The sequence below is a fragment of the Mesoterricola sp. MK458 genome (assembly GCF_055384935.1).
Window position 1 is genome coordinate 3,893,720 of record NZ_AP045075.1, and the last position, 24,424, is coordinate 3,918,143.

Here is a 24,424-nt window from a genome sequence, read left to right on the forward strand (position 1 = left end):
CCTCCTAACGGGTGGTGGGGATTGCGTCGGGGCCGGGCCTATCCGCCTGGGCGAGCCAGATGATGCGGATGGTCGGATCGGCGGTCTGGTATTCAATGCGGCTGATGGCGGGTGCTTCGGGGGCGGCTGGGGCGATGGGCTTCGCCCGTGGCGGATGCGGGGGGGGGCCGGCGACCTTCCGTGACGCCACGGGGGGGGCTTGGGGCGGTTCCGGGACAACGTTTGCGGGTTGGGCGGAGGGCATGGAGCGAACGGGTCGGTGGTGGAGGGAAATCGCAGCCACCGCCGCGGAGGCCATGGCCAGAGGCACCAGGTAGCGCCGGCGCGCGGAGCGGGGCGCAGGTTCCTGGCGGACCACCGTCATGACCTCCGCGCGCAGGGCGGAGAAGTCCGCCGGGCCGAACGGAGGCTCAGCTCCGCGCCGGAGCCAGGTCTGGCTTTCGCGCAGGGCGGTGGCGGCGGCGCGGCAGGGCTCGCATCGGTCCAGATGGGTCGCCAGGGCTCCGGCCCCGGAGCTGTCCAGATCGCCTTCGATCCAAAGGGGAAGGAGTGCCATGACGGTTTCGCAGTTCATCTCGACCCCTCCTTCTTCATCCATACGGCTTCTGCGCAGAATGCCTGCACCTTGGCGCGGGCGGAGCAGATCTGGCTGCGCACCGTCACGGCCTTGACCCCCAGGATGCTGGCGGCCTCCTCGGTCGAGTGGGCTTCCAGGTCCCGCAGGACGAGGGCGGCACGCTCCCCGGGCGTGAGCCCGCCAAGGGCCCGCAACACAAGCGCCCTGCGTTCCGCGCGCAGCACGGCCTCCTCTGCGGGCTCCAGCCCATTCCCCGCGTTTGCAGGGGCGTCGGCGAGGTCCACGACCGCCGTCGCCGGCCCCCGTTTCCGGACCTGGTCCATGCAGACATTGACGGTGATGCGGTGCACCCAGGCCGGGAAGCTTTCCCCCAGGCGGAAGGTTCCCAGGGAACGGAAAGCCCGGAGGTAGACTTCCTGGGCCGCATCCCGGGCCTGGTCCCGGTCCCCCAGGAGGCGCCAGGCCAGGCCCAGCACGCGCGTCTGGGTCAGGTCCACCAAGAGGCCGAACGCCTCGGTGTCACCGGCCCGGACCTGCGCCACCGCCCTGTCCGCCGGATCCGTTCCGGCAGGAGGGGCCGCGGCCGTGGCCATATCCAGGCCGTCCATCACCAGGGCATCCGGTGCCATAGGTATGCTTTCCATGGGTCCATGCCTACTTATACCGTCCCATCACCCGGAACGTTGATGGGAAGCGAATCCCTCGTCTAATAATGGATATGGAAAGGGGCGGGCCGGTTGCCCGGCGCCGCCCCCTTCCAAGGATTGTGGAACCCTACTCCTCGGGCTCGTCGTAGTCCGCGTTGGTCCAGACGTTCTGCACGTCGTCGTTGTCTTCCAGCAGGTCGATGAGCTTGAGGAAGCTCTTGAGCTTGTCGTTGTTCATGTCGACCCGCACGGCGGAGGTGCGGATGATCTTGGCTTCCAGCACGGGGAGCTTGGCGGCGTCCACGGCGTCCTTCACGGCCTGGTACTGGGCGGGGTCGGTGCTGATGATCCAGGCCCCCTCCTCGCCCTGCACGTCGTCGGCGCCGGCCTCCAGGGCCACTTCCATGACCTGGTCCTCGGCCACCTCGCCGTCCACGACGATCTCGCCCTGCTTGGTGAACATGTAGGAGACGGAATTCGCCGCGCCCAGCTCGTTGCCGAACTTGGAGAAGTAGCTGCGCACCTCGGGGGTGGTGCGGTTCTTGTTGTCGGTGAGGGCCTCCACGATGATGGCCACGCCTCCGGGGCCGTAGCCCTCGTAGACCACCTCCTCGTAGGTCACCCCCTCCAGCTCGCCGGTGCCCTTCTTGATGGCGCGCTCCCAGTTGTCCTTGGGCATGTTGGCGGCCTTGGCGGTGTCCACCGCGAGGCGCAGCCGGGGGTTGGCGCCCACATCCCCGCCTCCCAGGCGGGCCGCAACCGTGATCTCCTTGAGGATCCGGGTGAAGACCTTGCCCCGCTTGGCGTCAGCGGCGCCTTTCTTGTGCTTGATCGTGGACCATTTGCTGTGGCCTGACATGGAAACTCCGAAAAAGGGGAAGGTCAGCCTCTCATCGAGCGCTTGGAGATCCGGGCGAAGGGGGGTGGCTCCTGCCGGATGATGGGCCGCTCGAGCATGAACTGGTACCACTGTTCGCCGTAGACTTTCATTTTCATGGGTTTGTTGTTCTGGAGGCAGGTGCGCTGGGCCGCCAGCCGCTCGTCTCCCTGGCAGATCGCGAGACCCTTGTTCACCACCTCGATGGCCTTGTCCCGCTCCTTCATCTCGTTGAGCACCCAGGCGTACACGGCGTAGAGGAGGCTCTCCTTCTTGCCGGCCTTGATGGCCAGGGTGAAGGTCTCCTTGGCCTGCTTCTTCTCGCCGCGCTTCCACTGGAGGATCCCCAGCATGGCCTTGGCGATGTAGTGCTGGTAGCTGGCGGTGCGCAGGAGGGGCTCGGCCTCGTCGTTCTTCTTGCGGACGTACTGAACGACGCCGATCTGCCCGTCGATGGAGCCCTTGACCATGAACTGCCAGCGGGAGAGGGCGTAGCCTTCCTTCATCACCTCGATGGCGGGATCGAACTGCTGCTTCTTCATGAGTTCGCCGGCGCGGTTGAAGATGGCCTCCAGCTGGTTCTGCACCTGGCGGGAGCGCCAGATGAAGAGGCCGATCCCGCAGGCCAGGCCCAGGGGCACCCCGATCCAGAGCGTAACTCTCAGCGGGAGGAGGATCAGCACCACGCCGATGGCGGCGCCAAGGCCCATTAGAAGATTCAGCACAGGGGCTCCAGTCCAAGGCCGCAAAACGGCCGAAGGTCTATCTTACAAGGGATCCGCCCCCTCTTCCAGGCTCGGTTTTCAGCCCAGCACGCCCGACCGGAGGGGGGGACGCTTGCGGCGCACGACCCGCTTGGGGGCCGGGGCCGATTCGACCACCTTGCGGGGGCGTCCCGGGGCGCGCTTGGGCTTCTCGGCGGCCTTGCGGGGGGCCTTCTCCACCTTCTTGGCGGGCTTGGCCTTCTTCGCGGCCTCCTTGCGCACCAGGGCGTTGGCCGCGCGGCCGGTAACCACCACCCGGCTGCCGTCCTTGAGTCGCTTGACCTTGCTGCCCGGCTTGCGGCCGCGCTTGACGGCCATGGGCAGGGGCTCGGCCTCCAGGAATTCCCGCTCCAGTTCGCCCTGCAGGGTCAGCATCTCGCCGTTGTCCTGCTCGTGGTCGTGGCCGCAGAGGTGCAGGAAGCCGTGGATGATCAGCGTCTCCACCTCCCGCCGCCGGCTGACGCCCAGCTTCTTGGCCATCTTCTCGGCCATGGGAAGGCTGACGACCAGGTCGCCCAGGTGCTGGAAGGCTCCTTTTTCCGGATTTGCGGGGAAGCTCAGCACATCGGTCGTCTGATTGATGTCGCGGTGCTCCCTGTTGAGCTTGCGCATCGCGCGATCGTCGAGGTACGAGATGGAAATGCCCTCGGCTTTTGGCGCCAGGCGGTCCCGCAGCTTTAGCAATAGATCCCCAAGGGAACGATCGCCAGGGCCCCGGAGCTTGCTGCGACTCGACCAATCAATCTTAAAAGGTTTTTGTGCTCCGCTCATATGGTCCTCGCTCAAAGAGAGTCTGCTAGATCTGTCCAGTATTTGTGAGCTGAATACCCTTGTCAATACGGTCACTGAAATTGACAAATTTCCCTGAATATTCAGGGAACCTAAGCTCTCATTTGCGCACGCGATCTGCCATGTCACCCTATGGATTTTCCAGGTCATGAAACCATAACCTATGTGAATACCTCAATTTTCTGTCATGTGTCGTTCCGAAAGTGTATTTTGAAGAAATGGAACCGCTACTCCCGGATTGGATGAAGGAACCCGTCGCGCAATACCTGGATCTCCTGGATCGATGGAGTCGCACCCACGCGCTGACATCCCTTGAGATGGACGAACGTTTCGAGGAATTGATCCTGGATTCCGCCATCCTCCTGCCCTTCCTGGATCGCCTGGCGCCGGGGAGCAAGGTCGTGGATTTCGGCACGGGAATGGGCATCCCCGCCCTCGTCCTGGCCCTGGGCCGGCCCGACCTGACGGTCTTCGCCCTGGACAAGTCCAGGAAGAAGATCGCCTTCGTGAAGCAGGCGGCCCTGGAACTGGGCCTTTCGAACCTGCGGCCGGTGGCGGGCCGGGCCGAGGAGCTCGCGCCCCTGGGCGCCCACCTGGGCGTCGCCAAGGCCGTGGGCACCCTGGACCTGCTCCTGGGCTGGTGGGAGCGCCACGGCACCCCCGGCGGCGCCTTCCTGGCCCTCAAGGCCGCCCCGGAAGCGGCGCCTCCCGGTTACGCCGTCACGGCGCACGGCTACCGCCTGCCGACGCGGGGACGGCGGGCGGTGCTGGAGCTGAGCCGGGCCGTCAGCGGGTGACGATGTCGCCCACGAAGACCTCTTCCTTGGTGCGAAGGATGCGGCAGGTGGCGGTGGCCTCCTCGGTGCGCACCACGACCATCTGGCCCAGGAAGTAGTTGGTGGAGGGCTGCGTTGCGTCCTTGACGGGATCGCCCGTGATGGTCGCGCTGTCGATGGGCCTGCGGCGGGCGGTGATGAGGACGTCGCCCACCTTGAGGCCCTGGTCGGCGCCCTGGTCGATGATGACCATGTCCCCGGCGGCGGCCACGGGGCGGTTCTCCCGGAGGAAGATGATCTTGGCCAGGGGCTCCTTGAGGGGCACGGGGCTGGCCACGTCCTTGCGCAGGTTGGCGACCATGTTGGCGGGTTCGGTGAAGGGCACCGCGTAGGCGCCCTCGTAGATGCCGTCGAGGGCGTGCTCGATGACGGCCACGGAGGAATCCGGGTACAGGGTGGTCACGCGCAACACGCCCTGCTGCTGGAGCACGTCGCCCATCTTCGTGCGGTGGGTGACGTCGTCGGGATGATAGAAGCCCTTCGTGAGCACCTTGGTGACCACGAGACGGTCGCCGGCCTTCACGCCCTGGTTGGAGCCGCCGTTGAAGTAGACCGTGTCGCCGTCCGAGAGGATGCCGCGGGTGCGGTCCTGGTGGCCGTGGATGAGGAAGCCGCCGGTCTTCTGGAAGTAGGCGTCGGCGCCCCGGGCGGTCAGGAAGGGCAGCTGGATGAAGTCCTGGAAGGAGTACGCGTATTCGTCCAGGGTCGGCTTGGGCCGGCTGCGCAGGTCGGGCTTGAGGGTGGCCACTTCGTAGGGGGCGGCTTCGCCCTCCTTGCCCGGAGCCACGGCGGAGCGGGACGCGTCGACGAGAAGGGGGTCGCCGGGGTAGATCCAGTGCGGGTCCTTGACCCACTTGTTGAGCTCCCAGATCTGCGGCCAGGAGAAGGGGTTGCCCAGATACTTGTTGCCCAGGTCCCACAGCGTGTCGCCCTTCTCCACGATGTGCACCCTGAAGCCTGCGGGAGGCGTGATCTCCTTGGGGTAATCCCAGCGGGAGGAATGGGCGGCGACCTTGATGGGTTCGGCGGTGGTCTTGCCGGGCTGCGCGGCAGCGGGCTCCTGGGCGGACAGCCCCATGGCCAGGCAAGAGATGACCGCAAACGCATGGAGCCTTGTCCGCTTATGCATCAGGTTCTCCCGGGAAGGTTGGTAGGGATTATAGGACATGGGGTCGGTTGGTGCCTTTAATATTATGCACTGCCCACACGCCCTTGGGAAAATGGCGAATGGAAAACCCGTCAATTGCCTTCGGGCGGGGCTCCGGGGCCACGGAAATAGACGATCCAGGCCTGGCTGCCGCCCATGGGGATAGGGGCCTGGGCGTAGCGCGCGATGCGCCCCGAGCGGGCCACCACCTCCAGGAACATGCTCCGCAGGTCCTCCGCGGGGCCCAGGACGACGTGGAGGGTGCGCCAGCCCAGGGCATGCCCGTCGAGGATCCGTTCCTTGAGGCGCTCCTCGGCGTCGTTGCGCCCGTGGCCCTTGAGGTCCAGGCTGCCGTCCACGTCGATGGCCATGCCCGCGGCCAGGTTGATCTGCACGGGCAGGGCGGGCTGGGCCTCGGCCACCGCGGGTTCGGGGGGCTCCGGGGGCGAGGGGGGCTTCGGGGCCGGCGCGGCCTCGGGCGGGGCCACGGGCGCCGGGGGCTCGGGCTTCGGTTCGGGCTTCGGCTCGGGCTTGGGTGCGGCCTTGGGGGCGAGGCGGCCGGCGGGAAGGGAGACCATGCCCTTGAGCCCGCCCATGGCCGCGGCGAAATCCACGGCCGGTTCCGGCGGCGGCGGGGCCGCGGGGGCCGGCGCCGCCGGGGTGGTGATGGAGGGGGCGGCCTTGGGGCGCTTGCCCATGGCGCTCAGGAAGACGGCGTCCTCCTCCTCCATGGGTTTGAATTCCGTCGGCTTGGGCTTGGGGGGCGGTGCCTTGGGGGGCGTCGGATCCTCCGCCAGGGATTTCTTCAGCTTTTCGAGATCCTTCTTCCAGACCATGACCGACTCCATTTTTCCTAGGTTAGCTCCCTCTGTCGCAGAGTTGCCACACCTGAAGCAAAATGCGGCACGGATCCGGGGGCCTTCCTCCGTGTAACCTGAACGCAGATGTGAAATTCAACCTGGCACGGAATTGGATGCTCTAAGCTCCCGGAGGCTCACATGAAACACTGGATCCTTGCAGCAGCGACCCTGGCCCTGGTCACGGGCGCCCCCCTCGCCGCCCAGGAACCCCATTTCGGGATCGGCCTGACCGTGGGCGTGCCCACCGGCGCCTTCAACAGCACCACCTACCCCTCGGGGACCACGGAGACCTACGAATCGGCCCTGGGCCTGCAGTTCACCGCGAGCTTCCCCGTGGACCGGTCCCTGGCGTGGCGCCTGAACCTCTCGGGCCAGACCTTCTCCGGTCACGCCGACGATCCCGCCTACCGCGACCGGCTCAACACGCAGGACGCCATGTTCAGCATCGGCGGGGACGCGCAGATCTTCCTGGGCACCGGCAACGCCCAGCGGCACCTCGGGACCTACCTCATCGGCGGCCTCGCCCTGGACCTGGAGCGCTTCACCGCCAGCTACGACGACCCCAGCTTCTACCCCGACAGCACCATCAACAAGAGCCGCCTGGGCCTGAACGTGGGCATCGGGCACAGCGTCCGCTACGTGGGCCGGTGGCGCTGGAACTTCGAGGCCACCTACCACAAGACGCTCACCTCGCACGACACCGGCGCGGGCGATCCTCCCGCGGCCGACTTCATCCGCCTGGGGGCGGGCGTAACCTTCTAGCTAACCTCTGGCCCGGGCCTTGCGCTTCTTCCGGGGCGCGGCCTTGGCCTTGGGCTTGGGGGCAGGGGGATCATCGTCCTTGCCCATGAGGCCGTTCAGCAGGCGCCTGCAGCCCGCGTTTTCGGGGTCCAGCTGCAGGAGCCTGCGGGCGTAGGCCAAGCGCTCGGGCACCGGCTTGGCGTCGTCGCCCTTGACCTGCTCCAGCTTGTCGGCGACGTAGGCTTCGACGGAGCCCTTGCGCGCGACGTCCGCCTTCTCCTTGGCGAGGAAGCCCTGCCACTCGGCGAGGGAGGCGGCGTACACCTCCTGCTCCTTGCGCAGCTGCTCGGTGAGGGTGTCGATCTCCCTGAGAGAGCGCTCGCTCGAGGCGATGGCGTTGCGGTACTCGTCGAGCTGGGCGCGGATCTGCGTGCGCGTCTTGATCTGGTCGGAGGTGAGCCCGCCCAGGGTGTCCATGTCGGCCAGGCGCTGGTCGAGCTTGGCCGCCTCCGCGCGCCAGGTCTTGAGGTTCTCGTCGTGCTGGTGGCGGATGCGGCCAAAGGTCCCCTCCGCGGCCGCAACGTTGTCCGCTGCGGTGCGGGCGGCCTTCTGCAGGTGGGCCACGGCGTCCTCCCAGGCCCCTTCCAGGACGCAGGACCGGGCCGCCAGGCTCATGACGGCGACCATGGCGTGCATGGCGTTGTAGTCCGAGGGGTTCACCGCGGGGCCGTCCTGGGCGAGGACGGCTTCCGTGGCCTTGCGCACGGGGGCCGAAACCCCCTTGGCCAGGTTCTCCTCCCAGGCCGCGCGGTTGTCCTTGAACTTCTCCGGCAGGTTCTGGCCGAACAGCGGGAGGGACAGGGCCAGCAGGGAGGGGAGGAGAGCCTGGGCCTTCGCCATCACTTGGCCTTCTTGCCCTTGGCGGCGGCCTTCTTCTCGGTGGGGAGGGGATCCTGGTCCGCGCGGACGCGGTCGATGATCCCGTTGACCTTGCTCTCGGTGGCCGTGCCCATGACGTTGTGGCGCAGGCGGAAGAGGAAGTTCAGCTTGTCCTGCTTGGTGGTCCGGGTCTCGTAGTTGGCCTTGGTCTTCATGACGTTCTCGAAGTAGGTCATGCGCTTCTCGTCGTACTTGGGACCGCTGGTCTCCTTGACGACCTTGCCCTTGACCTTGACCTCGGCGACGCCCTTGGCGATCTCGTCGGACTCGTCCTTGAGGCTCTTCTGGAAGGACGCGATCTTGGGCGCGCAGGCGTCATACTCGGCCTTGGTGGCGTCGATGCTCTCCTGGATGGCCTTGATGGCCTTGGGGCCGTTGGTGATGTTGGTCTGCCACTGCTTGTAGGCGGCGAGGTCCTGCTGGTCCTGGGGCGTGAGGGCCTTGGCCTCCAGCTCCTGGAAGCGGGGGAGGTTGGCCTTGAGGTACTTGGCGGCCTCGTTCTTCTCGGCGGGGGTCTTGGGGTTGTTGTAGATCTTGTCCTTGGCCAGGAAGGTCTGGTATTCGGCCTCCTCGGCGGCGTTCCGGCCGGGCTTGGCGTTGATGGCGGCGATGCGGGCGGCGCCGTCGGCCACGCCCTTCTGGGCCTGCTCGATGGCCGTGGTCCAGTTGTTCTGCAGGGGGGTCAGGGCCTCCTTGGTGCTTTCGTAGTTGACCTTGGCGCAGGCCTGGGCCTTGAGGAGGAAGTCCAGGGTCTTCTCCCACTCGCCGGCCATGGCCGCGGCCTTGACGTTCAGGAGGTAGAGGCGGGTCAGGCCGCTGAAGGAGAGGGAGGCCTGCATGGCCGCGCCCGGGTTGCTCTTGTCGAAGGCGGGCAGGGTCTCGGGCAGGAGGGCTTCGGCCTTCTGCATGGCCTCCACGGGATGGAAGTCCTTGAGGAGCTCCTCCACGGCCGGGGCCTGGGCCTTCAGGACGGCGGAATAGTCGACGTTGGCGGGTGCCTGCGCCACGAGGGCGGCGGGGACCATGGCAAGGGTCAAAAACGGGTGGATTCGCATGCGGGCTCCAATCAAGGGAAGGAATCAGGGTACCCGATTTGCGGGGTCCGCATCGACCTTGAGGTTTTCCCATGAAACGTCAATAGAAGCCGTGAGCCGCCGCTTGGATCTGAGCAGGCCCGACCGGATGTCGCCCGCCAGCGGCAGGGCGAAGAACCTTGGGGGGCCGGAGGGGGGCACGACCCTCAGCATCACCAGATCCCAGGTGCCCCGGGGAAGGTAGTCCTGGATCCACCGCCGGCGGGCGATGGGGACGCGCATCAGGGGCACCGCGGCCGCGCCGGACCCGGGAAGGGCCACGTCCGCGAAGGCGCCCTGGCCGGACCAGGCCGACCCCGGCCATCGCTTTTGTGGACCGGCCCACACCTGCAGCCGCGAACCCCCGGGCGCGCCCATGATGTTCGGCAGCACCTGCAGGGAGGCCAGCTCGGTGCGCGCCGGCGTTTCCCACAGCACCAGGGCCCCGGCGCTCAGGAGGAGCAGGACCGACCAGAGGACGTAGTACCAGCGGCGGCGGTGGTGGATCGGGTCCATGCCTAGTCCTTGAACGTGAGGTTGGGGCTCTTTTCCAGGATCACCAGCACCAGCCGCTCCAGCTCATCGACCATGAGCAGCTTCAGGGTGGTCCGGGCACTGGCCTGGGCCAGGTCGGAAGGGGGCTCCAGGGGCGGCAGGCCCCCCTTCAGGAGGAAGAAGATCCGCCCCTTCTCCATGCGGGCGAGGTACTTCCAGGGCAGGTGTCCGGCTCCCAGGCGGCGCGCCAGCTGACGCGGAAGGCCCTGGTGCTCCACCGTGACCCCCATTTCGTCCACGAGCACATGGGTGCCTTCGATGAGCACGAGGCCCAGGGTGGAAAAGAGCAGCAGGAGCCCCCCCAGGAGGCACAGCAGCACCGAGACCACCAGCACCAGCCAGATGCGCGCGGTGGGTTCGCCCAGGGCCAGGGCCTGGTGGAGGATGGCGGTGAGCCCCTGCACGGCGTCCACCAGCATGTTCATGGCCCGCAGTCCCACGAGCCAGCTCCCCGCGCAAAGGAGCACCGCCAGGGCGCGCTGGGCCATGCTGGGGCGGAAGACCAGGGGGGACGTCGTCGACATGCTAGGCGCCGGCCATTTCCAGGAGGATGCCCTGGGCCGCCGCGGCGGGGTCCGGTGCCTGGGTGATGGGCCGGCCCACCACCAGCCAGGTGGCGCCCGCGCGCAGGGCCTGGGCGGGCGTGACGACCCGGGCCTGGTCCTGGGTGGCGACCCCGCCGGGGCGGATGCCGGGGGTCAGGCGGTGGAAATCCGCGCCACAGGCCTCCCGCACCTGGGCGGCCTCCTGGGCCGAGCACACCACGCCGTCGCAGCCGCATTCCTTGGCCAGGCGGGCCAGGTGCAGGGCCAGGTCCCCGGGTTCGGCGGTGGAACCCAGGCGGGCCAAGGCTTCGCGGTCCAGGCTGGTGAGCACGGTGACGCCCAGGAGCCGCGTCCTGCCGCCCCGCTGGCGGTGGGCCTTCACGGCCTGCGCCGCCGCCTCGATCATGGCCGGTCCGCCCTGGGTGTGGATGGTCACCAGGGAGGGGTCCATGGGAAGCAGGGCATCCATGGCCCGGTGGACGGTGTTGGGGATGTCGTGGAGCTTCAGGTCCAGGAACACCGGCGCGGCCTTCTGGACCTCCCGCACGAAGGCCGGTCCCTCCGCGCAGAACAGTTCGAGCCCCACCTTGAACATGCCCGCCCTGCCCGAGAGGGTCCGGGCCAGGGCCAGCGCCTCCGCGCCCGTGGGAACGTCCAGGGCCACGACGAGCCGGTCGATGATGGATTGGGCCACGGTCATGCGCTCACCCCCGCTTGGAGCATTCTGTCAGATCCGGAGCCGCGCGCATCAACCGATCCCGGCCCCCTGCAGCAGCCCGGTGAGGGCGCCCACCACCATCTGGGCCCAGTAGTGGAAGCCGCGGCGCAGGGGCTTGGAGGAATAGCTTGCGTGGAGCCGGTCCTTGAGGAGGGGGTAGTTTCCGTCCGGATCCAGCACCGCGGCGGTCACCGGGCTTTCGAACTCGAAGGTGGCCCAGCGGTCCTGCCCGTCCCAGGTGAGGCGCCTTTCGGAACGGTCTTCCAGCCTCACCCAGAGGGTGATGGGGACGCGGATCCCGCCCCGGCGCTCCAGGGTGATCACGCCGCGCCTTCCGGGCGCCGCGGGCTGGGGCGCCGCGAAGACGGCGCCCTTGGGGGAATCCATCCAGCCGCCCTCCATGACCTCGCGCACCTCCACCTTGGCGATGGCCATGTCCAGCACGTCGGTGCCGTCCAGCCAGTCCCGCCAGAAGGAGGAGAGGTCCCGGCCCGTGACGCGTTCGGCCACGCGCCGGAAATCCCGGCCCGTGGGGTGGCGGAAGGCGAACTCCCGCGCGTAGGTCTGCATCACCTGCTCCATCTGGGGCCGTCCGACCATGGCCTCGAGCTGGGCCAGCACCAGGGCGGGCTTGGCGTAGGCCGCCACCGCGTACGACAGGAAGCTGCGGGCCTGGAAGCTGGGCCGCGAGATGGGATCCGTGGACGGATCCAGCCAGTATTCGATGTTCTCCAGGGCGTCCGTGCCCACCTGGAACCGGCGGCCGCCGAGGATGCTCTGGTAGGCGCGTTCCATGGCCCGCTGGGTGAACCAGGTCGTGAGCCCCTCGTCCAGCCAGGCCTCCTCCACCTCGTTGGAGGCCACCATGCCGTGGAACCACTGGTGGCCGATCTCGTGGACGGTGGTCATCTCCGGGTCGAGCCGGAATCCGATGGGGTCGAAGCGTTTGGAGGAGGCCGTCACCAGGGTGGGGTACTCCATGCCGTTGACGCCCCGGGCCTCGGCCGGCACGTCCACCACCGTCAGCACGGGGTAGGGGTAGGGGAAGAACCACTCGGCGCCGTGGCGCAGGGCGACCCGCGCGGCGAACATCTGGCGCTCGAGGTTGGTCTTGTTCTCGGGCTGGTAGTAGCAGAACACCTGGACGCCCCGGTACTCGAAGCTCTTGAAGCTCCAGCTGCGCGCGGGCATGACCGCCCAGGCGAAGTCGTGCACATCCTCCGCGTGGAGCTTCCAGATGACGTTGAGCTTGCGCTTGGGGTCGGGGGTGACGTCGTCCTGGGTCCTGAAGTTCGTCTGCGTGCCCACGTGCGCCAGCAGCAGCGCGTTGGGCAGGGACAGCTCCACGTCGTAGGTGCCGAAGTCGGCGTAGAACTCGGTGCGGGCGTGGTAGGCCGCGCAGGTCCACCGGTCCCCCTGGTAGACGCCCGCCTTGGGGAACCACTGGGCCCCCATGAGGAAGTTCCCCGAGCCCTCCCCGCTCCACCCCGTGCGCGCCAGCGCCTTGGGGAACCGGCTCTCCCAGGCGATCTCCAGGCGGATCGTCTCCCCCGGCGCCACGGAACGCCCCAGGCGCACCCAGTACACCGTCTCGTCCTCCCCGAAGTGCCCGTCCAGGCTCCGCCCGTCCAGGGTCACCGACAGGAGCCGGCAATAGCCGTAGCTTCTCGGATTGCGCGCGTCGAACCCCCGGAACTCCGGATCCCCCTGCGCCTCCTTGGCCAGGATCGACTGCGGCCCCTTGAAGGCGTTGAGGTACAGGTGAAGCGGGAACTCCGCCGTGGGCGCCGTGCCCGTGTTCCGCCAGGACAGCGTCTCCCGCCCCTCCAGCGTCTTCCCCGGCCAATCCAGCGCCGCCTCGATGCGGTAATTGGCGATCCTGGGCGACTTGGGCTTGTCGAACCAGTGCCCAGGATCGAAAGCCCCCAGGCTCCAGCACCCCAAAGCCAATAACGCCAATTTCACCAGTCGCCGCATGTGTTCCCTCGGATCGGCCTTGAGATTAGCGCAATCCGCCTTTGCATTGGTCCCCCACCGGTGATAGGATTACTTTTCCGGCGCGGGGTGGAGCAGTCCGGTAGCTCGTTGGGCTCATAACCCAAAGGTCGCAGGTTCAAATCCTGCCCCCGCTACCAATCGAAAAGGTTCGGCATTTGCCGAACCTTTTCTCATTTCTGGGCCCAAATCGGAGCCGGCAGGATTTGGACCTGCGATCGGCAATGGCGCGCAGGTAGGGGAAGGCGGGGGACGCGTGAGCGTTCCCCGCCGGTCCGCCGCAGGCGGATCCCCGTGCGCAGCCAGTGCCGCGGGGTGAGCGCCAGCGAACCCAGGTTCAAATCCTGCCCCCGCTACCAATCGAAAAGGTTCGGCATTTGCCGAACCTTTTCTCATTTCTGGGCCCAAATCGGAGCCGGCAGGATTTGGACCTGCGATCGGCAATGGCGCGCAGGTAGGGGAAGGCGGGGGACGCGTGAGCGTTCCCCGCCGGTCCGCCGCAGGCGGATCCCCGTGCGCAGCCAGTGCCGCGGGGTGAGCGCCAGCGAACCCAGGTTCAAATCCTGCCCCCGCTACCAATCGAAAAGGTTCGGCATTTGCCGAACCTTTTCCTGGGGTTTGTGAAAACTGTATTTAAGCTAAATTATAAACGCAGTTAGCCCATTCCACGGCCTCGGGCCAGACATCGGCAGGATAGGGTGCCCCGCGTCCACGAGACATCCGCCAGGCATCGAATCGCTCCCGAGTCTCCTGAACCCCAGCCGGCAGGGCATCTCGTAAGTGTCGTCCAATGACGCTCCCTCTCGCATGGGTCTGAGCTTATGGGATTACAGTTAGGAATTCAGGCAGCCCAGCTGGTGGGCATGCCGGAAGACAGGGTCATCCCTGGGCGACCGCATCCTCAATGGCTTTTTTGAGCTCAGGGGCCGAAAAAGGTTTCGCGAGGCAAACTTTCCTTGAAGATTCCAGAAACTCTCTGAACTGTGGGGTCGGGTCCGCCCCAGAGAAAAAGACAAGGCGCCGCTCCATTGACGGAACGGCCTTCGCGATGTGGCGGTACAAATCGAGGCCAGAGACTTCGGGCATATTCAAATCTGTGGCAATGGCGTCAACCGGTTCGCGACCCAATAGCTCAATGGCCGCACGCCCTCCTTGGGCGACGAGAACATGGAAGGATCGAATTAAATTGCGGCGAAGGGCCGCCAACACCAGGGGGTCGTCATCTACAAGCAGTAGCCTTGGCAAGGCCGTGTCCAGTGCGCGCCGCTCTGAAACATGTGCTGCTCCAGCGAACAGGGATAGCGTGAGGCTGAAACGCGTTCCTCTCCCCACTTCGCTTTCGACTGAGAACTCCCCACCATGCTGGCGGACAATTTCGTGGCAGATCGGAAGCCCTAAGCCGGTTCCGACGCCTTCTGGCTTCGTGGTGAAGAAGGGGTCAAAGATTTTGGGCTGAACCTCCTTGGGAATCCCTCCGCCGGTGTCTTCAAAATCCACCCGTACATGGTCTTCCTCTGATCGGGTGCGAATTATGATGCGGTTACGAGTTGGGGCCGTGTCCATTGCCTGCGCGGCATTGACGATCAGGTTTACGAAAAGTTGTTGCAGGCGACCACGATTCGCGGGGACAGCGGGTAGATCATCTGCGTACTCCCGGATGACCTGAGTCTTGAATTTCGTCTCATGAGCGGTCATGACGATCGAGGAGTCCAGGATGGCGTTGATGTCAACAGGAAACAGATCCTCCGCATCCATTCGAGCAAAGCCTTTGATGCTAGAAACGATTTCCTTGATGCGGAACAGGGCCTCCAGGGCATGTGCCAAGTGATTGGTCCAACGGACTAGATCCTTCCGTGAAGGGTCTTCTGGAAATTGCCCGAACAGCTCAGCCAGAATTTCCAGGTTGAGGATGGCACTGGCAGTTGGGTTGTTGATTTCGTGGACAACACCAGCTGCAAGAGTACCCACCGTTGCGAGCTTATCGTTAAGGTTTGCCTGCTTCCGCGCCCGGGCACGGTCCGTCACATCGTTGAGCGCGACGACCATAAACGGCGTTCCGTCGATCTCTACCTTGGCCGGATAGCTTTCAACGATAACGGAGTCGCCGTCTGGGCGAAGCAACTCCCATTCGGTCGCTTGAATTTGTTCGCCTACCGCCAGTCTCCGGAAACGCGTTTCCAGGAAAGGTCTATCCTTGGTCGACAGAAATTCGAATACGGTTTTCCCGAGTATCTCGCCCCGGTCCATTCCGAAAATTTTTTCCCATCGCCGATTCACCTCCCGGATCCGCCCCTCGAAATCAACCACCCCCATCCCGCTGCCGGCCATCTCGAAGAGAATCCTCGCTTTCTCTTCTGCGGAAGCTAGGGCCTTCCTGGCTCCGCGGCTCTGGGTTTCCATGATATGGATCCGGCCAGCGCTGGCCCAGACCAAAGCGAAGAGCAGGCTGGCGGTGCTGAAGACAAGGAAGGTCAAACCCGTCCTGGCATGGAAAAGCTTGTCAGATTCCCCTTCCAGCCGAAGCCAACCCAAGCAAAGAGGGACCAGAAGCACTGCTGGTGCCATTCGTCGGAAGATCCTCCCGGAGGGAGAATCGCTGGTGGCAACCTCCATGATGCCGGTCTCCGGCCGTGCCAGCAGAAGCCCCACTGACAAAACCAGGAAAGCGCCGGCGGTGTGAAATGCTATCTGGGGGTAATTCTGGGGACCGAATAAGAATTCTGCTCGGTATGCATAGCCCGCAATGGTCACAAAGCCCACGGCCCCTGCCAAACAGGCAAAGAGCTGTGATGGCAAACGACCAGGAAGAGTTTTGACGTCCATGAGGACGAGGGAAAGCCCAGAGCACAAGAAGGCCAGCGCGGTAATAAGGCTCATGCGCCCTGGACTAGGCACCCCCACTCCCGCTGGGCCAACGAAAAGGCTTTGAGCAATTCCGCGATTGATTTTTAGGATAGACTCGAGCAAGGTTAAGCCTGCACCAAAGATCAAACCTATTCCGAGTGCCAAGGCCCACCTTCGAGAACCACTGCCGCGGTTTTCCTTTACGAGCCAGAGGGATGCTCCGCTGAGGGCAAAACCGAGAGCTGTGTTGGCTTTCATGGTCGTGCCTATGGTGGGAATACCGCCCTTTAGCAGGGGAACGTCTAACGCCCAGCCCGCCAAGACTAGGATCCCCAGCAAGAATACCGATACACCTAGGCCAGCGGAAAGGGCTTTGGACCGTTGCACCAGGTTGTGTTCAGAGTTCTTGCTCATTGGCCTCCGCTCCTTCCTCCAGATTCATTCAATTATTCATCGACATCTCAGAAGAAGCGGGTGAATTCCGTCCTCCAGACATTTGAGAACCTGTTTAGCTCAATGTATTCCAGCTAATTGCTGAATTTTTGATGGTTACATGCTTAACCGTCACCCCCGGCCAACTCCACTAAGGCGGTCCTGATCTCAATTATTTTGGGCGGTTTGGCTAAGACTCTATCGATATTGGGCGGAACGACGAGATCTGCAAGCAGCCGCTGGCCCCACCCCGACAGGAGAATGATTGGAACTGCAGGATCAATCGCTTTGATCGCGGCAGCCATCTTCCTACCGTCTACACGCGGCATCCCCAAGTCTGTGATGACAGCCTGATAGGCGTCTGCCCCAAACCTCTTGGTTTTGAATTCCTGGATCCCAGCTTCACCCCCATCCGCGGCGGTGACCTCGTGCCCCTCGGCTTCGAGGGATTCAAATAGGGCTTTTAGGACGATTGGGTCATCATCGACGACAAGGATCCGGAGCCTCCGAGGGGTTCCTATCCCTTCGGCAAATGCGGCAACCGTCACTGCCTTTTGGTCCGGTACAGGGAACACAAGGCGGATTGTCGTGCCTTTGCCGAGAATGCTGTCGATTTGCAAGTCTGCTCCGTGGCGCTGTGCAAGCCCATAAGTCACGGCCAGACCGAGACCAGTGCCCCGATCACCTTTGGTGGTATAGAACGGCTCAAGGCAATGCTGGCGTGTTTCTTCGGTCATCCCATGGCCATTGTCTACAACCTCCAGAGAAATCTTGTCCTGGCTTTCTTCGCCCTGGACGAGCTTCGTTCGAAGCGTGATCACCCCGCCTTCGTCCATCGCGTCCACTGCGTTGAAAATCAAATTCGTGAGTACTTCGCGCAACTCGCTGCCCACGCCGAGAATGGTGCCAACTTTTGGATCAAGCTCCTTGAGGAGTTGGACGACAACACCGCGCTCCTGCGGCATATTCTCCCACCGGGCACGGCTGAGCTCAGCTGCCTGTCCAACCAGATCGTTAAGGGGGATAGGCGCTAGAGGTTGGCCCGGCTCTCGCTGCCGATAAAAATCGCTGAGCCGGTGGATGGTTTCCGCGACGTCCTCAATGGCGGCCTGAATGGTGCTGAGCCTTTCTCGGGATTTACCCCCTAAGGTAAGATCCTGCCCCAAAAGGTCGAGGTACATCGATACCGGGGAAAGTGCATTGTTGATGTCATGTGCGATCCCACTGGCCATTTCCCCAAGGGCGCGCAGCCGTTCCTGCTGCAACACCGCTTTCTGGGTCTGCCTAAGATCGTCGTACGCCTGTTGAAGCCGTCCGAACATTTGTATCTGCCCGATCGCCAAGGCCACATGCTCTCCGAGTTGATGGAGGAATTCGCATTCGCCACTCAGAAATGCTTGGCCGGGCTGACGGCCAACGAGGAGAAGGCCATAGGCAGCATCCTCTACCATCAGCGGAACGAGCACAATTGCGTTCAAGCCACCCTGGGCAAGCCTACGCGGGAAGGGCATGTCGATTGAACCGATTTCGGGTTCATGCACCAATACCCCTTGTATACATCGGGAAAGACCGTTCTCATCGATTGAAAAGGTTGAGGCTTCACTTAGAGCGAGTTCGGCTGCGAGCGGTAGACTGTGCACTCCTACCTTCATCACTGTGAAAGTCCGGGTATACATTTCGTAGAGGCAAACGCAACAGAAATCCGCGGGCAATTGCTCCTCGAGGTTTCGAATCACGACCTGAAAGATGCTGCCCAGATCCTGTCTCTCCCAGATTGCACGTGTGATGTGTTCGAGGAGGTTCAGTCTTTCCAGGTTTGCCTGGGCCTTTTTGACGGCCTGCTTCCGAACTACGATTTCTGACTCCAACCGGGTGTTGGCCAATTGCAGTTCTGACGTTCTCTGCTCTACCCGGCGTTCCAAAGCCGTGTTCATCAGGCTGAGTTCCCTATCTGCGCGGATTCGGCGCAGCATATCCAGGGATGCCATCTGCATCATGAGTAGGAGGACCACCCAATAGGCCCCAAGTTTTCCTAGATGGGCGACCATCGCCGGCGTGTCGTGAGGTGCCCTTGAATAGAGCATCGAGCAATGGGCCAGAGCCTCCTCTCCCTGTTCAACGACGACCGCAAGGCCATCCAGAGCACCCGGGTGGCGGCCTCGGTCATTCAAATTCACCACTACCTCCAGGGCCACCCCATCGCCTCCTCCGGCGCGATCTGCAAGGCCGAGGGCCTCTCCCCGGCCACGGTGAACAAGGCCCTGGACCACCTGGTGGGAGTCGGGCTGCTGAAGGAGATCACGGGGGGGCAACGAAACCGGTTGTTCGCCTACGAGAGGGTTTTGAAGACGCTAGCAGAGGGCACAGAACCCTGAGGCCCTTGGAAGCCCCTGAACCCTTCTTCCCGGCCTCGTTCAACAGCAATGCTTGAAACTCCGGGAAGTGCAGGCTTTTCGCCGGGCCGGCGGGTCAGCCCAGGGCCATATCCAGCACCATCATCAGGGCGAACCCGGCCATGAGGCCAAGGGTGGCCGGGGTCTGGTGGCCGTTGCGGTGGGTCTCGGGAATGACCTCGTGGGAGACGACGAAGAGCATGGCGCCCGCCGCGAGGCCCAGCCCCACGGGGTAGGCCAGGGGGAAGCCGGAGGCCAGGCCGATGCCCAGGAGCGCGCCCAGGAATTCAAGGCACCCCGTGGCCGCCGCGACCCCCACCGCGCGGCGGGGGGTCAGGCCCGCCCCCCGCAGGGCCAGGGCCACGGCGAGGCCCTCCGGCAGGTCCTGAAGGCTGATGGCGGTGGCGAGGGGAAGGCCCACCGACAGGTCCCCGCGGGCGAAGCCCACCCCGATGGCCATGCCCTCGGGCAGGTTGTGGAGGGCGATGGCGAAGACGAAGAGCCATACCCGGCCGCAGCGGGCGTGCCCCGGCCCGCAGGGGCCCGTTCGGTCGTGCTCGTGGGGCGTGAGCGCGTCCAGGCCCAGCATGAGCAGCACGCCCAGGGCCATGCCGAACACGACGGTGGCCGCTCCGAGCCCCTTGCTCCCGGCGAGGTTTCCGCCGGCTTCCAATCCCGGGAGGAGGAGGGAGAAGGACGTGGCCGCCAGCATCATGCCTGCCGCCGCCCCCAGCAGCATGTCCTCCGTCCGTTGCCGGAGCGTCTGGAATCCCAGGGCCGGCAGGGCGCCCAGGGCGGTGGCCCCCAGCCCGGCCAAGCCGCCCAGGACGGCGAACCGCAGGAAGGGCGGCCCCCCGCCCAGCACCAGATCCCCCAGTCCCTGGACCAGGAGCCCGACCAGGGCGACCAGGGAGAAGATGAGCCCGAGGGCCATGGCGGGGCGAAGCCGCACCTGCTCGCGCACGGCCAGGATCCAGGGTTCCGGGAGGGAGGATTCGGAGGGGTCCATGGCGTTCCCTGGGATTTGGGGGTTGCTGGAGTGACGGCCGGAAGAGAGACGTAGGCATAATTGCACGCCCCGTGCTCCAGCAACTCCCAGAAGACCCCTTCCCTCCTGACCCGGAAGGTCCGATCCTGTAGAGGCTGCAAAGGAGTCTCAATTGCGTCTTTCCCGATCCCACCGTGACCTTGCCCCCGCCCCGTACGAGAATCTCCTGGCCCAATGGCGCTACACCCGGAATTGCGGGCTCGAGCACGGGCTCCTATCCCTCGTGGAGGTCCGCGCCTCCCAGATCAACGGCTGCACCTACTGCATGGACATGCACGCCACCGAGGCCCTGGAAGGGGGGGAATCGCCGCGGCGGTTGAACTCCCTCCCGGGTTGGCACGAGGCCCCGTGGTTCACGGCCCGGGAGCGGGCGGCCCTGGCCTGGACGGAGGCGCTAACGCGGCTTCCGGACCACGGCGTCACGGACGCCCTCCTCGCCGAGGTGCGGGCCCACTTCACGGAGAAGGAGCTGGTGGACCTCACCCACGCCATCGCGCTCATCAACAGCTGGAACCGCATCGGTGTGGCCTTCCAGCCGGATCCGCCTCCCCTGGGGGGGAAGGCCTGATTCCCGCCGGTCATGCGGGGGCGCTCCGGTGTTCCGGGCGGGGCGTTGTGTGGCCGGCCATCACCAGCGTCCACGGGCCGGCCTCCAGGAGACCCAGGAGGGCGGCGGCGGCCGCGGGGTCCAGGTTGGCCAGGGGCTCGTCCAGGATCAGCACGCCCCGGCCGGCCCCCAGGGCCGCGGTGAGGGCCAGCCACTGGCGCTGGCCCCCTGAGAGACTGCGGCCGCGGTGGGGCAGGGGGGTCTTCAGGCCCATGGGCAGGCCGGCCAGGATCGTGTCGAAGCCGGAGGCGGCTGCGGCGCGCACCAGGGCCTCCGGGGGGGCGCCGCCCGAGAGGAGGGCGAGGTTCTCCAGGATGGTGCCGCCGAAGGGCTCCACGAACTGGGGCAGGTAGAGCAGGGCGTGGGGGACCGCGGCGGGGGGCCGATCCCCCAGGAGCACCTCGCCCCGGGTGGGCGCTTCCAGGCCCGCCAGGAGGCGCAGGAGGGTGGTCTTGCCCCAGCCCGAGGGCTGGGCCAGGCGGTGCTTTTCCCCGGGCGCCACCTCCAGGTCGAACCCCTTCAGGATCCAGGGCCGGTCGGGGGCGTAGCGGAACCACACGTCCCGCATGACCAGGCGTTCCGGGCGCGGCGACGGCGCCTGGCGCGGCGGGGGCGCCGGGACCTCCAGGGACAGGACGTCCGAGGCCCGGGCCAGCTGCGGCCGCAGGGCCATGAAGGCCAGGCAGGTGCCGGACAGGGCCAGGACGGCGGCGGTGAAGGCGGAGGCCAGCTGGAGGAAGGCCAGGAACGTGCCCAGGTCGAGGGAGCCGCGGACGACCTGAAGGCCGCCCCAGATCAGGAGGGCTGCGTCGACGCCGTGGCCCAGGCCGCCCAGGGCGGTGCCCACGCCCAGGCCGATGCGGCCGCGGCGCAGGCCCAGGGCCAGGATCCGCCGGTTCATGCGGGCCCACCGGCCCAGGGCCCGGTCCTCGGCCCCGGCGGCCTTGAGGGTGGCGATGCCCGCGAGGCACTCGGAGAGGAACCCCTGTTCCGCCACGGCGGCTTCCGTCTCACGCTCGAGGATCCACGCCTGGGCGCGGCCCGAGACCAGCGTGGCCGCGGCCGCGGCCAGGGCGGCCAGGGCCACCGTCGCGGCGGCGCCGGGCAGGATCCAGGTCATGGCGGCCAGCAGCACCAGGGCCAGGGCCCCGTCCAGAAGGGCGCCCAGGGTGCCCTCGGCCAGCAGGTCCCGGGCCGAGGCGAAGGCGCCGAAGGCCTGGAGCCATTCCCCCAGGGACCGCCCCCGGAGCCGGGGGAAGGGCAGGGCCAGGATGTGCTCCAGGAAGCCGCGCTCGGCGGCGGCGCCCACGCGCTGGGAGAAGAACAGCAGGGCCCGGCCCCGGACCCAGGCGATCCAGGCGTGGAAGAGAGCCATGAGCACGGTGCCGGCGGCCACCAGGACCAGGAGCTGCCCGTCGCCGTCGGGCAGGGCCCGGTTCATGACGACGCGGGTGAGGGCCGGCGCCACCAGGCCCAGCAGCTGGATGGCCACCGTGGCGGCGATGCCCAGGGCCAGGGGCCCGCGGAATCCGCCCATGAGGCCGGCGATGCGCCGCCACAGGCTGCCGGTCCGGGGCAGGCCGGGGGATAGGTCCAGGGTCAGGCCGTCCAGGGCCGCCTCCAGGGCCGCGGCGTCCAGCACCGAAGGCCCCTCCGCGCCCAGGACCCGCCAGCCCCGCCGGGCCCGGCCGCGCAGCACCAGCCAGGTGCCGTCCTTGCGCCGCGCCAGGGTGGGCATGGCCAGGCAGGCCAGGTCGGCCGCGGGCATCCGCGTCGGCCGGGCCTGGATGCCCCGGCGGTCCAGGGCGGCGGCCAGGTCCTCGCCGTCCCCGGGAGCGGGGCCGGCGTCCCGTCCCAGGAGCCGCAGAAGGCCCGCCAGGGCCTCGCCCGGGGGCAGCCCGGGGGCGTCAGGCATCGGTGCCCGCCGCGGCCGCAAGGTCCCGCAGGGGCCCCGGCGCCCGGCGCAGGGCCTCGAAGGAACCCTCCTGGACGATCCGTCCCGCCTCCATCACCAGCACCCGGTCGGCGTCGCGCACCGTGGCCAGGCGGTGGGCGATGACGATGCGGGTGCAGCCCAGGGCCGCCAGGTTCGCGTGGATGCGGGCTTCGGTGGCCAGGTCCACGGAGCTGGTGGCCTCGTCCAGGAGCAGGATGGCCGGGTCGCAGGCCAGGGCCCGGGCCAGGCACAGGCGCTGGCGCTGGCCTCCGGAGAGGATCGCGCCGTTTTCGCCCAGGCGGCAGTGCCAGCCTCCCGGCAGGGCGTCCACCACGTCCTCCACGCAGGCCGCCCGGAGCGCTGCGCGGATCCGGTCCGGCGGCGGGACCGATCCGCCGGGGGCAAGGTTCTCGGCCACCGTGGCGTCGAAGAGGAAGGGCTCCTGGAGCACCACCCCCATCTGGGCCCGCACCTTGGCCAGGTTGAGACCGGCCAGGTCCATGCCGTCCAGGGCCACGCGCCCGGCGGTGGGCCGGTGCAGGCCCAGGAGCACCCGGGCCAGGGTGGACTTGCCGGCGCCCGAAGGTCCCACCAGGGCCACCTTCTCCCCGGGGCGCAGGTCGAGGGTGATGCCCCGGAGCACCTCGGGGGCGCCCGGGGCGTGGCGAAGGCGCACGTCCTCCAGGTGGACGGCGCCGCGGAGCCGGCCCGGGTCGCGGGTTCCCGAAGGTTCCGCAGGGGTGTCCAGCACGTCGTCCAGGCGCTGGAGGTGGACGCCCAGGAAGAGCAGATGGTCCAGGGCCTCCAGCAGGGCCATGAGCGGCGCCATGAAGAGGCCCTGCAGGGCCAGGAAGGCGGTGAAGACGCCCAGGGTCATGCGTTGGGCCAGGACCTCCCGGCCCCCGGCCAGGAACACCACGGCGCCGGTGCCGCTCCGCAGCAGCGTCATGAAGGTGCCGAAGGCCAGGTCGAGGGTGTGCCGGGCCACGGTGTGGTCCATGCGCGCGGTCATCCGGTGGGCCCAGCGCATCACCGCCCGCGGAGCTGCGCCGCAGGCCTTGAGGGCCTCGAAGCCCGAGAGGGCCTCCACCAGCGCCCCCGATTCCCGCCCCGCCGACGCCAGTTCCGACGCGGCCAGCTGGCGGGTGCGGTCCCGGATCCCCAGCAGGAAGGCCGCCTGGACCAGGCCGAAGAGGATCACCAGGCCGCCCAGGCGGGGGCTGTAGGCCACCATGAGGGCCGCTGCCGCCACCGCCAGGGCCCCGTCCAGCAGGGCCCGCATCGCCTGGCCCCCCAGGAAGTCGCGCACCGCGGCGTTGCTGCGCAGCCGGGCCAGGAGGTCGCCGGTCTCCCGCTGCAGGAAGAACGCCCAGGGCAGGTGCAGGAGGTGGCCCACGAACCCGGTGCCCAGGGCCAGGTCCAGGCGCGCCGCCAGGGACTGGACAACGCGGCCCTGCACCAGGGCCAGCAGCGTCGAGGCCGACGCGGCCAGTCCCAGGACCGCCGCCAGGCCCCAGAGCCAGGCCTCCTGGCGCGGCAGGATCACCCGGTCCAGCAGGATCTGGCTGGCCACGGGCGGGGCCAGGCCCACCACCTGGAGGGCCAGGGCGGCCAGGGCCGCCTGGGCCAGGGCGGGAAGGCTCTCCCGGAGCACCCGGCGGTACCGGGCGAGGCTGGGCCGGGTGCGGGGCCGCGTGCGGAAGGCCGGCCCGGGCTGGAACAGGAGGGCGGCGCCGGTGAAGTTCCGGTCCAGCTCCGCCCGGGACGCCCGGCGCCTGCCCGAGGCGGGATCCACCAGCACGGCGCCCCTGGCCGAGGCCCGCTCCAGCACCAGGAAGTGGTCGAAGCCCCAGTGGAGGATGGCCGGGCAAGGGAGTCCCGGCAGATCGGCCAGGCCCGCCTTGACGCCCACGGCCTCGAGGCCGTAGGTCCGGGCGGCGCGCACCAGGGCCAGGGCGCTGGCGCCGTCCCGGGAGACGCCGCAGGCCGCGCGCAGTTCGGGCAGGGCGGCGTGGTGCCCGTGCCAGCCCAGGACCATGGCCAGGCTGGCCGCGCCGCACTCGGTGGCCTCCATCTGGGGCACGAAAGCCACCCTGCGCCT

General features: G+C 67.0%; 22 protein-coding genes and 1 tRNA gene. 5 read left to right on the plus strand and 18 right to left on the minus strand.

Annotated elements, in window-relative coordinates:
- Positions 1–4: 4 nt before the first annotated feature.
- The 5 genes from ACZ5LB_RS17105 to ybeY all read right to left on the minus strand — a co-directional run bounded on the left by ACZ5LB_RS17105 (position 5) and on the right by ybeY (position 3,549).
- Positions 5–574, minus strand: a complete 570-nt coding sequence (locus tag ACZ5LB_RS17105) for an anti-sigma factor family protein (protein ID WP_464603413.1) — start codon at positions 572–574, stop codon at positions 5–7.
- On the minus strand, positions 571–1,206 hold the full coding sequence (locus ACZ5LB_RS17110) for an RNA polymerase sigma factor (protein ID WP_464603414.1): 636 nt from the start codon (positions 1,204–1,206) through the stop codon (positions 571–573). Before ACZ5LB_RS17110 ends, ACZ5LB_RS17105 begins: the two co-directional genes overlap by 4 nt.
- Positions 1,207–1,351: 145 nt before the next feature.
- Positions 1,352–2,083, minus strand: coding sequence for a YebC/PmpR family DNA-binding transcriptional regulator (locus ACZ5LB_RS17115; RefSeq protein WP_464603415.1), 732 nt, complete (start codon positions 2,081–2,083; stop codon positions 1,352–1,354).
- A gap of 23 nt (positions 2,084–2,106) precedes the next feature.
- A complete protein-coding gene (locus ACZ5LB_RS17120; RefSeq protein ID WP_464603416.1) occupies positions 2,107–2,826 on the minus strand; it encodes a tetratricopeptide repeat protein in 720 nt (239 codons plus the stop codon).
- A gap of 78 nt (positions 2,827–2,904) precedes the next feature.
- Positions 2,905–3,549, minus strand: coding sequence for an rRNA maturation RNase YbeY (ybeY, locus tag ACZ5LB_RS17125; protein WP_464603417.1), 645 nt, complete (start codon positions 3,547–3,549; stop codon positions 2,905–2,907).
- A 347-nt stretch (positions 3,550–3,896) separates the two neighbouring features.
- Between ybeY and ACZ5LB_RS17130 the strand changes: the two genes are divergently transcribed.
- Positions 3,897–4,451: a 16S rRNA (guanine(527)-N(7))-methyltransferase RsmG gene (locus ACZ5LB_RS17130; RefSeq protein WP_464603418.1), complete on the plus strand. Its 555-nt coding sequence runs from the start codon at positions 3,897–3,899 to the stop codon at positions 4,449–4,451.
- Here ACZ5LB_RS17130 and ACZ5LB_RS17135 read toward each other — a convergent pair.
- Together ACZ5LB_RS17135 and ACZ5LB_RS17140 are read right to left on the minus strand one after the other, a co-directional pair.
- Positions 4,441–5,619 carry a LysM peptidoglycan-binding domain-containing protein gene (locus tag ACZ5LB_RS17135; protein ID WP_464603419.1) on the minus strand — a complete coding sequence of 393 codons (1,179 nt, stop codon included), beginning with the start codon at positions 5,617–5,619 and terminating at the stop codon, positions 4,441–4,443. The genes ACZ5LB_RS17130 and ACZ5LB_RS17135 overlap by 11 nt on opposite strands.
- A 110-nt stretch (positions 5,620–5,729) precedes the next feature.
- On the minus strand, positions 5,730–6,473 hold the full coding sequence (locus tag ACZ5LB_RS17140; RefSeq protein WP_464603420.1) for a Smr/MutS family protein: 744 nt from the start codon (positions 6,471–6,473) through the stop codon (positions 5,730–5,732).
- 162 nt (positions 6,474–6,635) lie between these two features.
- Here ACZ5LB_RS17140 and ACZ5LB_RS17145 point away from each other — a divergent pair, with 162 nt between their 5' ends.
- On the plus strand, positions 6,636–7,259 hold the full coding sequence (locus tag ACZ5LB_RS17145) for an outer membrane beta-barrel protein (protein WP_464603421.1): 624 nt from the start codon (positions 6,636–6,638) through the stop codon (positions 7,257–7,259).
- Here the strand turns inward: ACZ5LB_RS17145 and ACZ5LB_RS17150 are convergent, their stop codons facing one another.
- Genes ACZ5LB_RS17150 through ACZ5LB_RS17175 form a run of 6 tightly spaced genes read right to left on the minus strand, consistent with a single transcriptional unit; the run spans position 7,260 to position 13,045 of the window.
- Positions 7,260–8,138, minus strand: coding sequence for a hypothetical protein (locus tag ACZ5LB_RS17150; RefSeq protein WP_464603422.1), 879 nt, complete (start codon positions 8,136–8,138; stop codon positions 7,260–7,262).
- Complete coding sequence (locus ACZ5LB_RS17155; RefSeq protein WP_464603423.1) at positions 8,138–9,232, minus strand: hypothetical protein; 1,095 nt, start codon at positions 9,230–9,232, stop codon at positions 8,138–8,140. The genes ACZ5LB_RS17150 and ACZ5LB_RS17155 overlap by 1 nt, the downstream gene beginning before the upstream one ends.
- Positions 9,233–9,256: 24 nt before the next feature.
- On the minus strand, positions 9,257–9,766 hold the full coding sequence (locus ACZ5LB_RS17160) for a hypothetical protein (RefSeq protein WP_464603424.1): 510 nt from the start codon (positions 9,764–9,766) through the stop codon (positions 9,257–9,259).
- 2 nt (positions 9,767–9,768) lie between these two features.
- Positions 9,769–10,329: a hypothetical protein gene (locus ACZ5LB_RS17165; RefSeq protein WP_464603425.1), complete on the minus strand. Its 561-nt coding sequence runs from the start codon at positions 10,327–10,329 to the stop codon at positions 9,769–9,771.
- Between the two features lies 1 nt (position 10,330).
- Positions 10,331–11,050 (minus strand): orotidine-5'-phosphate decarboxylase, encoded by a 720-nt coding sequence (gene pyrF, locus ACZ5LB_RS17170; RefSeq protein WP_464603426.1) that lies wholly within the window; start codon positions 11,048–11,050, stop codon positions 10,331–10,333.
- Positions 11,051–11,098: 48 nt separating this feature from the next.
- Positions 11,099–13,045: a M1 family metallopeptidase gene (locus ACZ5LB_RS17175; RefSeq protein ID WP_464603427.1), complete on the minus strand. Its 1,947-nt coding sequence runs from the start codon at positions 13,043–13,045 to the stop codon at positions 11,099–11,101.
- Between the two features lie 81 nt (positions 13,046–13,126).
- Here ACZ5LB_RS17175 and ACZ5LB_RS17180 point away from each other — a divergent pair.
- Positions 13,127–13,203 (plus strand) — tRNA-Met (locus ACZ5LB_RS17180).
- Between the two features lie 739 nt (positions 13,204–13,942).
- On the opposite strand, the gene ACZ5LB_RS17185 is transcribed toward ACZ5LB_RS17180, so the two are convergent.
- Both ACZ5LB_RS17185 and ACZ5LB_RS17190 read right to left on the minus strand, forming a co-directional pair.
- Positions 13,943–16,321 carry a two-component system sensor histidine kinase NtrB gene (locus tag ACZ5LB_RS17185; RefSeq protein WP_464603428.1) on the minus strand — a complete coding sequence of 793 codons (2,379 nt, stop codon included), beginning with the start codon at positions 16,319–16,321 and terminating at the stop codon, positions 13,943–13,945.
- A gap of 143 nt (positions 16,322–16,464) precedes the next feature.
- Positions 16,465–18,333 (minus strand): hybrid sensor histidine kinase/response regulator, encoded by a 1,869-nt coding sequence (locus tag ACZ5LB_RS17190; protein ID WP_464603429.1) that lies wholly within the window; start codon positions 18,331–18,333, stop codon positions 16,465–16,467.
- A gap of 96 nt (positions 18,334–18,429) precedes the next feature.
- On the opposite strand from ACZ5LB_RS17190, the gene ACZ5LB_RS17195 reads away from it, so the two are divergent.
- Entirely contained in the window at positions 18,430–18,714 is a 285-nt protein-coding gene (locus ACZ5LB_RS17195) for a hypothetical protein (RefSeq protein ID WP_464603430.1), read from the plus strand.
- Positions 18,715–18,808: 94 nt separating this feature from the next.
- Here the strand turns inward: ACZ5LB_RS17195 and ACZ5LB_RS17200 are convergent, their stop codons facing one another.
- Positions 18,809–19,741, minus strand: a complete 933-nt coding sequence (locus ACZ5LB_RS17200) for a ZIP family metal transporter (RefSeq protein WP_464603431.1) — start codon at positions 19,739–19,741, stop codon at positions 18,809–18,811.
- Positions 19,742–19,892: 151 nt separating this feature from the next.
- On the opposite strand from ACZ5LB_RS17200, the gene ACZ5LB_RS17205 reads away from it, so the two are divergent.
- Positions 19,893–20,348 (plus strand): carboxymuconolactone decarboxylase family protein, encoded by a 456-nt coding sequence (locus tag ACZ5LB_RS17205; protein WP_464603432.1) that lies wholly within the window; start codon positions 19,893–19,895, stop codon positions 20,346–20,348.
- 10 nt (positions 20,349–20,358) lie between these two features.
- Here the strand turns inward: ACZ5LB_RS17205 and ACZ5LB_RS17210 are convergent, their stop codons facing one another.
- Entirely contained in the window at positions 20,359–22,302 is a 1,944-nt protein-coding gene (locus ACZ5LB_RS17210; protein ID WP_464603433.1) for an ATP-binding cassette domain-containing protein, read from the minus strand.
- Positions 22,295–24,415: a peptidase domain-containing ABC transporter gene (locus tag ACZ5LB_RS17215; RefSeq protein WP_464603434.1), complete on the minus strand. Its 2,121-nt coding sequence runs from the start codon at positions 24,413–24,415 to the stop codon at positions 22,295–22,297. Before ACZ5LB_RS17215 ends, ACZ5LB_RS17210 begins: the two co-directional genes overlap by 8 nt.
- Between the last annotated feature and the right edge of the window lie 9 nt (positions 24,416–24,424).

Coding starts and splice junctions, on each gene's coding strand:
- ACZ5LB_RS17135 (WP_464603419.1), bottom strand. CDS start 5,619: ATGCATAAGCGGACAAGGCTCCATGCGTTTGCGGTCATCTCTTGCCTG.
- ACZ5LB_RS17160 (WP_464603424.1), bottom strand. CDS start 9,766: ATGGACCCGATCCACCACCGCCGCCGCTGGTACTACGTCCTCTGGTCG.
- ACZ5LB_RS17110 (WP_464603414.1), bottom strand. CDS start 1,206: ATGGCACCGGATGCCCTGGTGATGGACGGCCTGGATATGGCCACGGCC.
- ACZ5LB_RS17105 (WP_464603413.1), bottom strand. CDS start 574: ATGAACTGCGAAACCGTCATGGCACTCCTTCCCCTTTGGATCGAAGGC.
- ACZ5LB_RS17140 (WP_464603420.1), bottom strand. CDS start 6,473: ATGGTCTGGAAGAAGGATCTCGAAAAGCTGAAGAAATCCCTGGCGGAG.
- ACZ5LB_RS17200 (WP_464603431.1), bottom strand. CDS start 19,741: ATGGACCCCTCCGAATCCTCCCTCCCGGAACCCTGGATCCTGGCCGTG.
- ACZ5LB_RS17165 (WP_464603425.1), bottom strand. CDS start 10,329: ATGTCGACGACGTCCCCCCTGGTCTTCCGCCCCAGCATGGCCCAGCGC.
- ACZ5LB_RS17190 (WP_464603429.1), bottom strand. CDS start 18,333: ATGCAGATGGCATCCCTGGATATGCTGCGCCGAATCCGCGCAGATAGG.
- pyrF (WP_464603426.1), bottom strand. CDS start 11,050: ATGACCGTGGCCCAATCCATCATCGACCGGCTCGTCGTGGCCCTGGAC.
- ACZ5LB_RS17185 (WP_464603428.1), bottom strand. CDS start 16,321: ATGAGCAAGAACTCTGAACACAACCTGGTGCAACGGTCCAAAGCCCTT.
- ACZ5LB_RS17175 (WP_464603427.1), bottom strand. CDS start 13,045: ATGCGGCGACTGGTGAAATTGGCGTTATTGGCTTTGGGGTGCTGGAGC.
- ACZ5LB_RS17195 (WP_464603430.1), top strand. CDS start 18,430: ATGGGCCAGAGCCTCCTCTCCCTGTTCAACGACGACCGCAAGGCCATC.
- ACZ5LB_RS17130 (WP_464603418.1), top strand. CDS start 3,897: ATGAAGGAACCCGTCGCGCAATACCTGGATCTCCTGGATCGATGGAGT.
- ACZ5LB_RS17155 (WP_464603423.1), bottom strand. CDS start 9,232: ATGCGAATCCACCCGTTTTTGACCCTTGCCATGGTCCCCGCCGCCCTC.
- ACZ5LB_RS17210 (WP_464603433.1), bottom strand. CDS start 22,302: ATGCCTGACGCCCCCGGGCTGCCCCCGGGCGAGGCCCTGGCGGGCCTT.
- ACZ5LB_RS17115 (WP_464603415.1), bottom strand. CDS start 2,083: ATGTCAGGCCACAGCAAATGGTCCACGATCAAGCACAAGAAAGGCGCC.
- ACZ5LB_RS17145 (WP_464603421.1), top strand. CDS start 6,636: ATGAAACACTGGATCCTTGCAGCAGCGACCCTGGCCCTGGTCACGGGC.
- ACZ5LB_RS17150 (WP_464603422.1), bottom strand. CDS start 8,138: ATGGCGAAGGCCCAGGCTCTCCTCCCCTCCCTGCTGGCCCTGTCCCTC.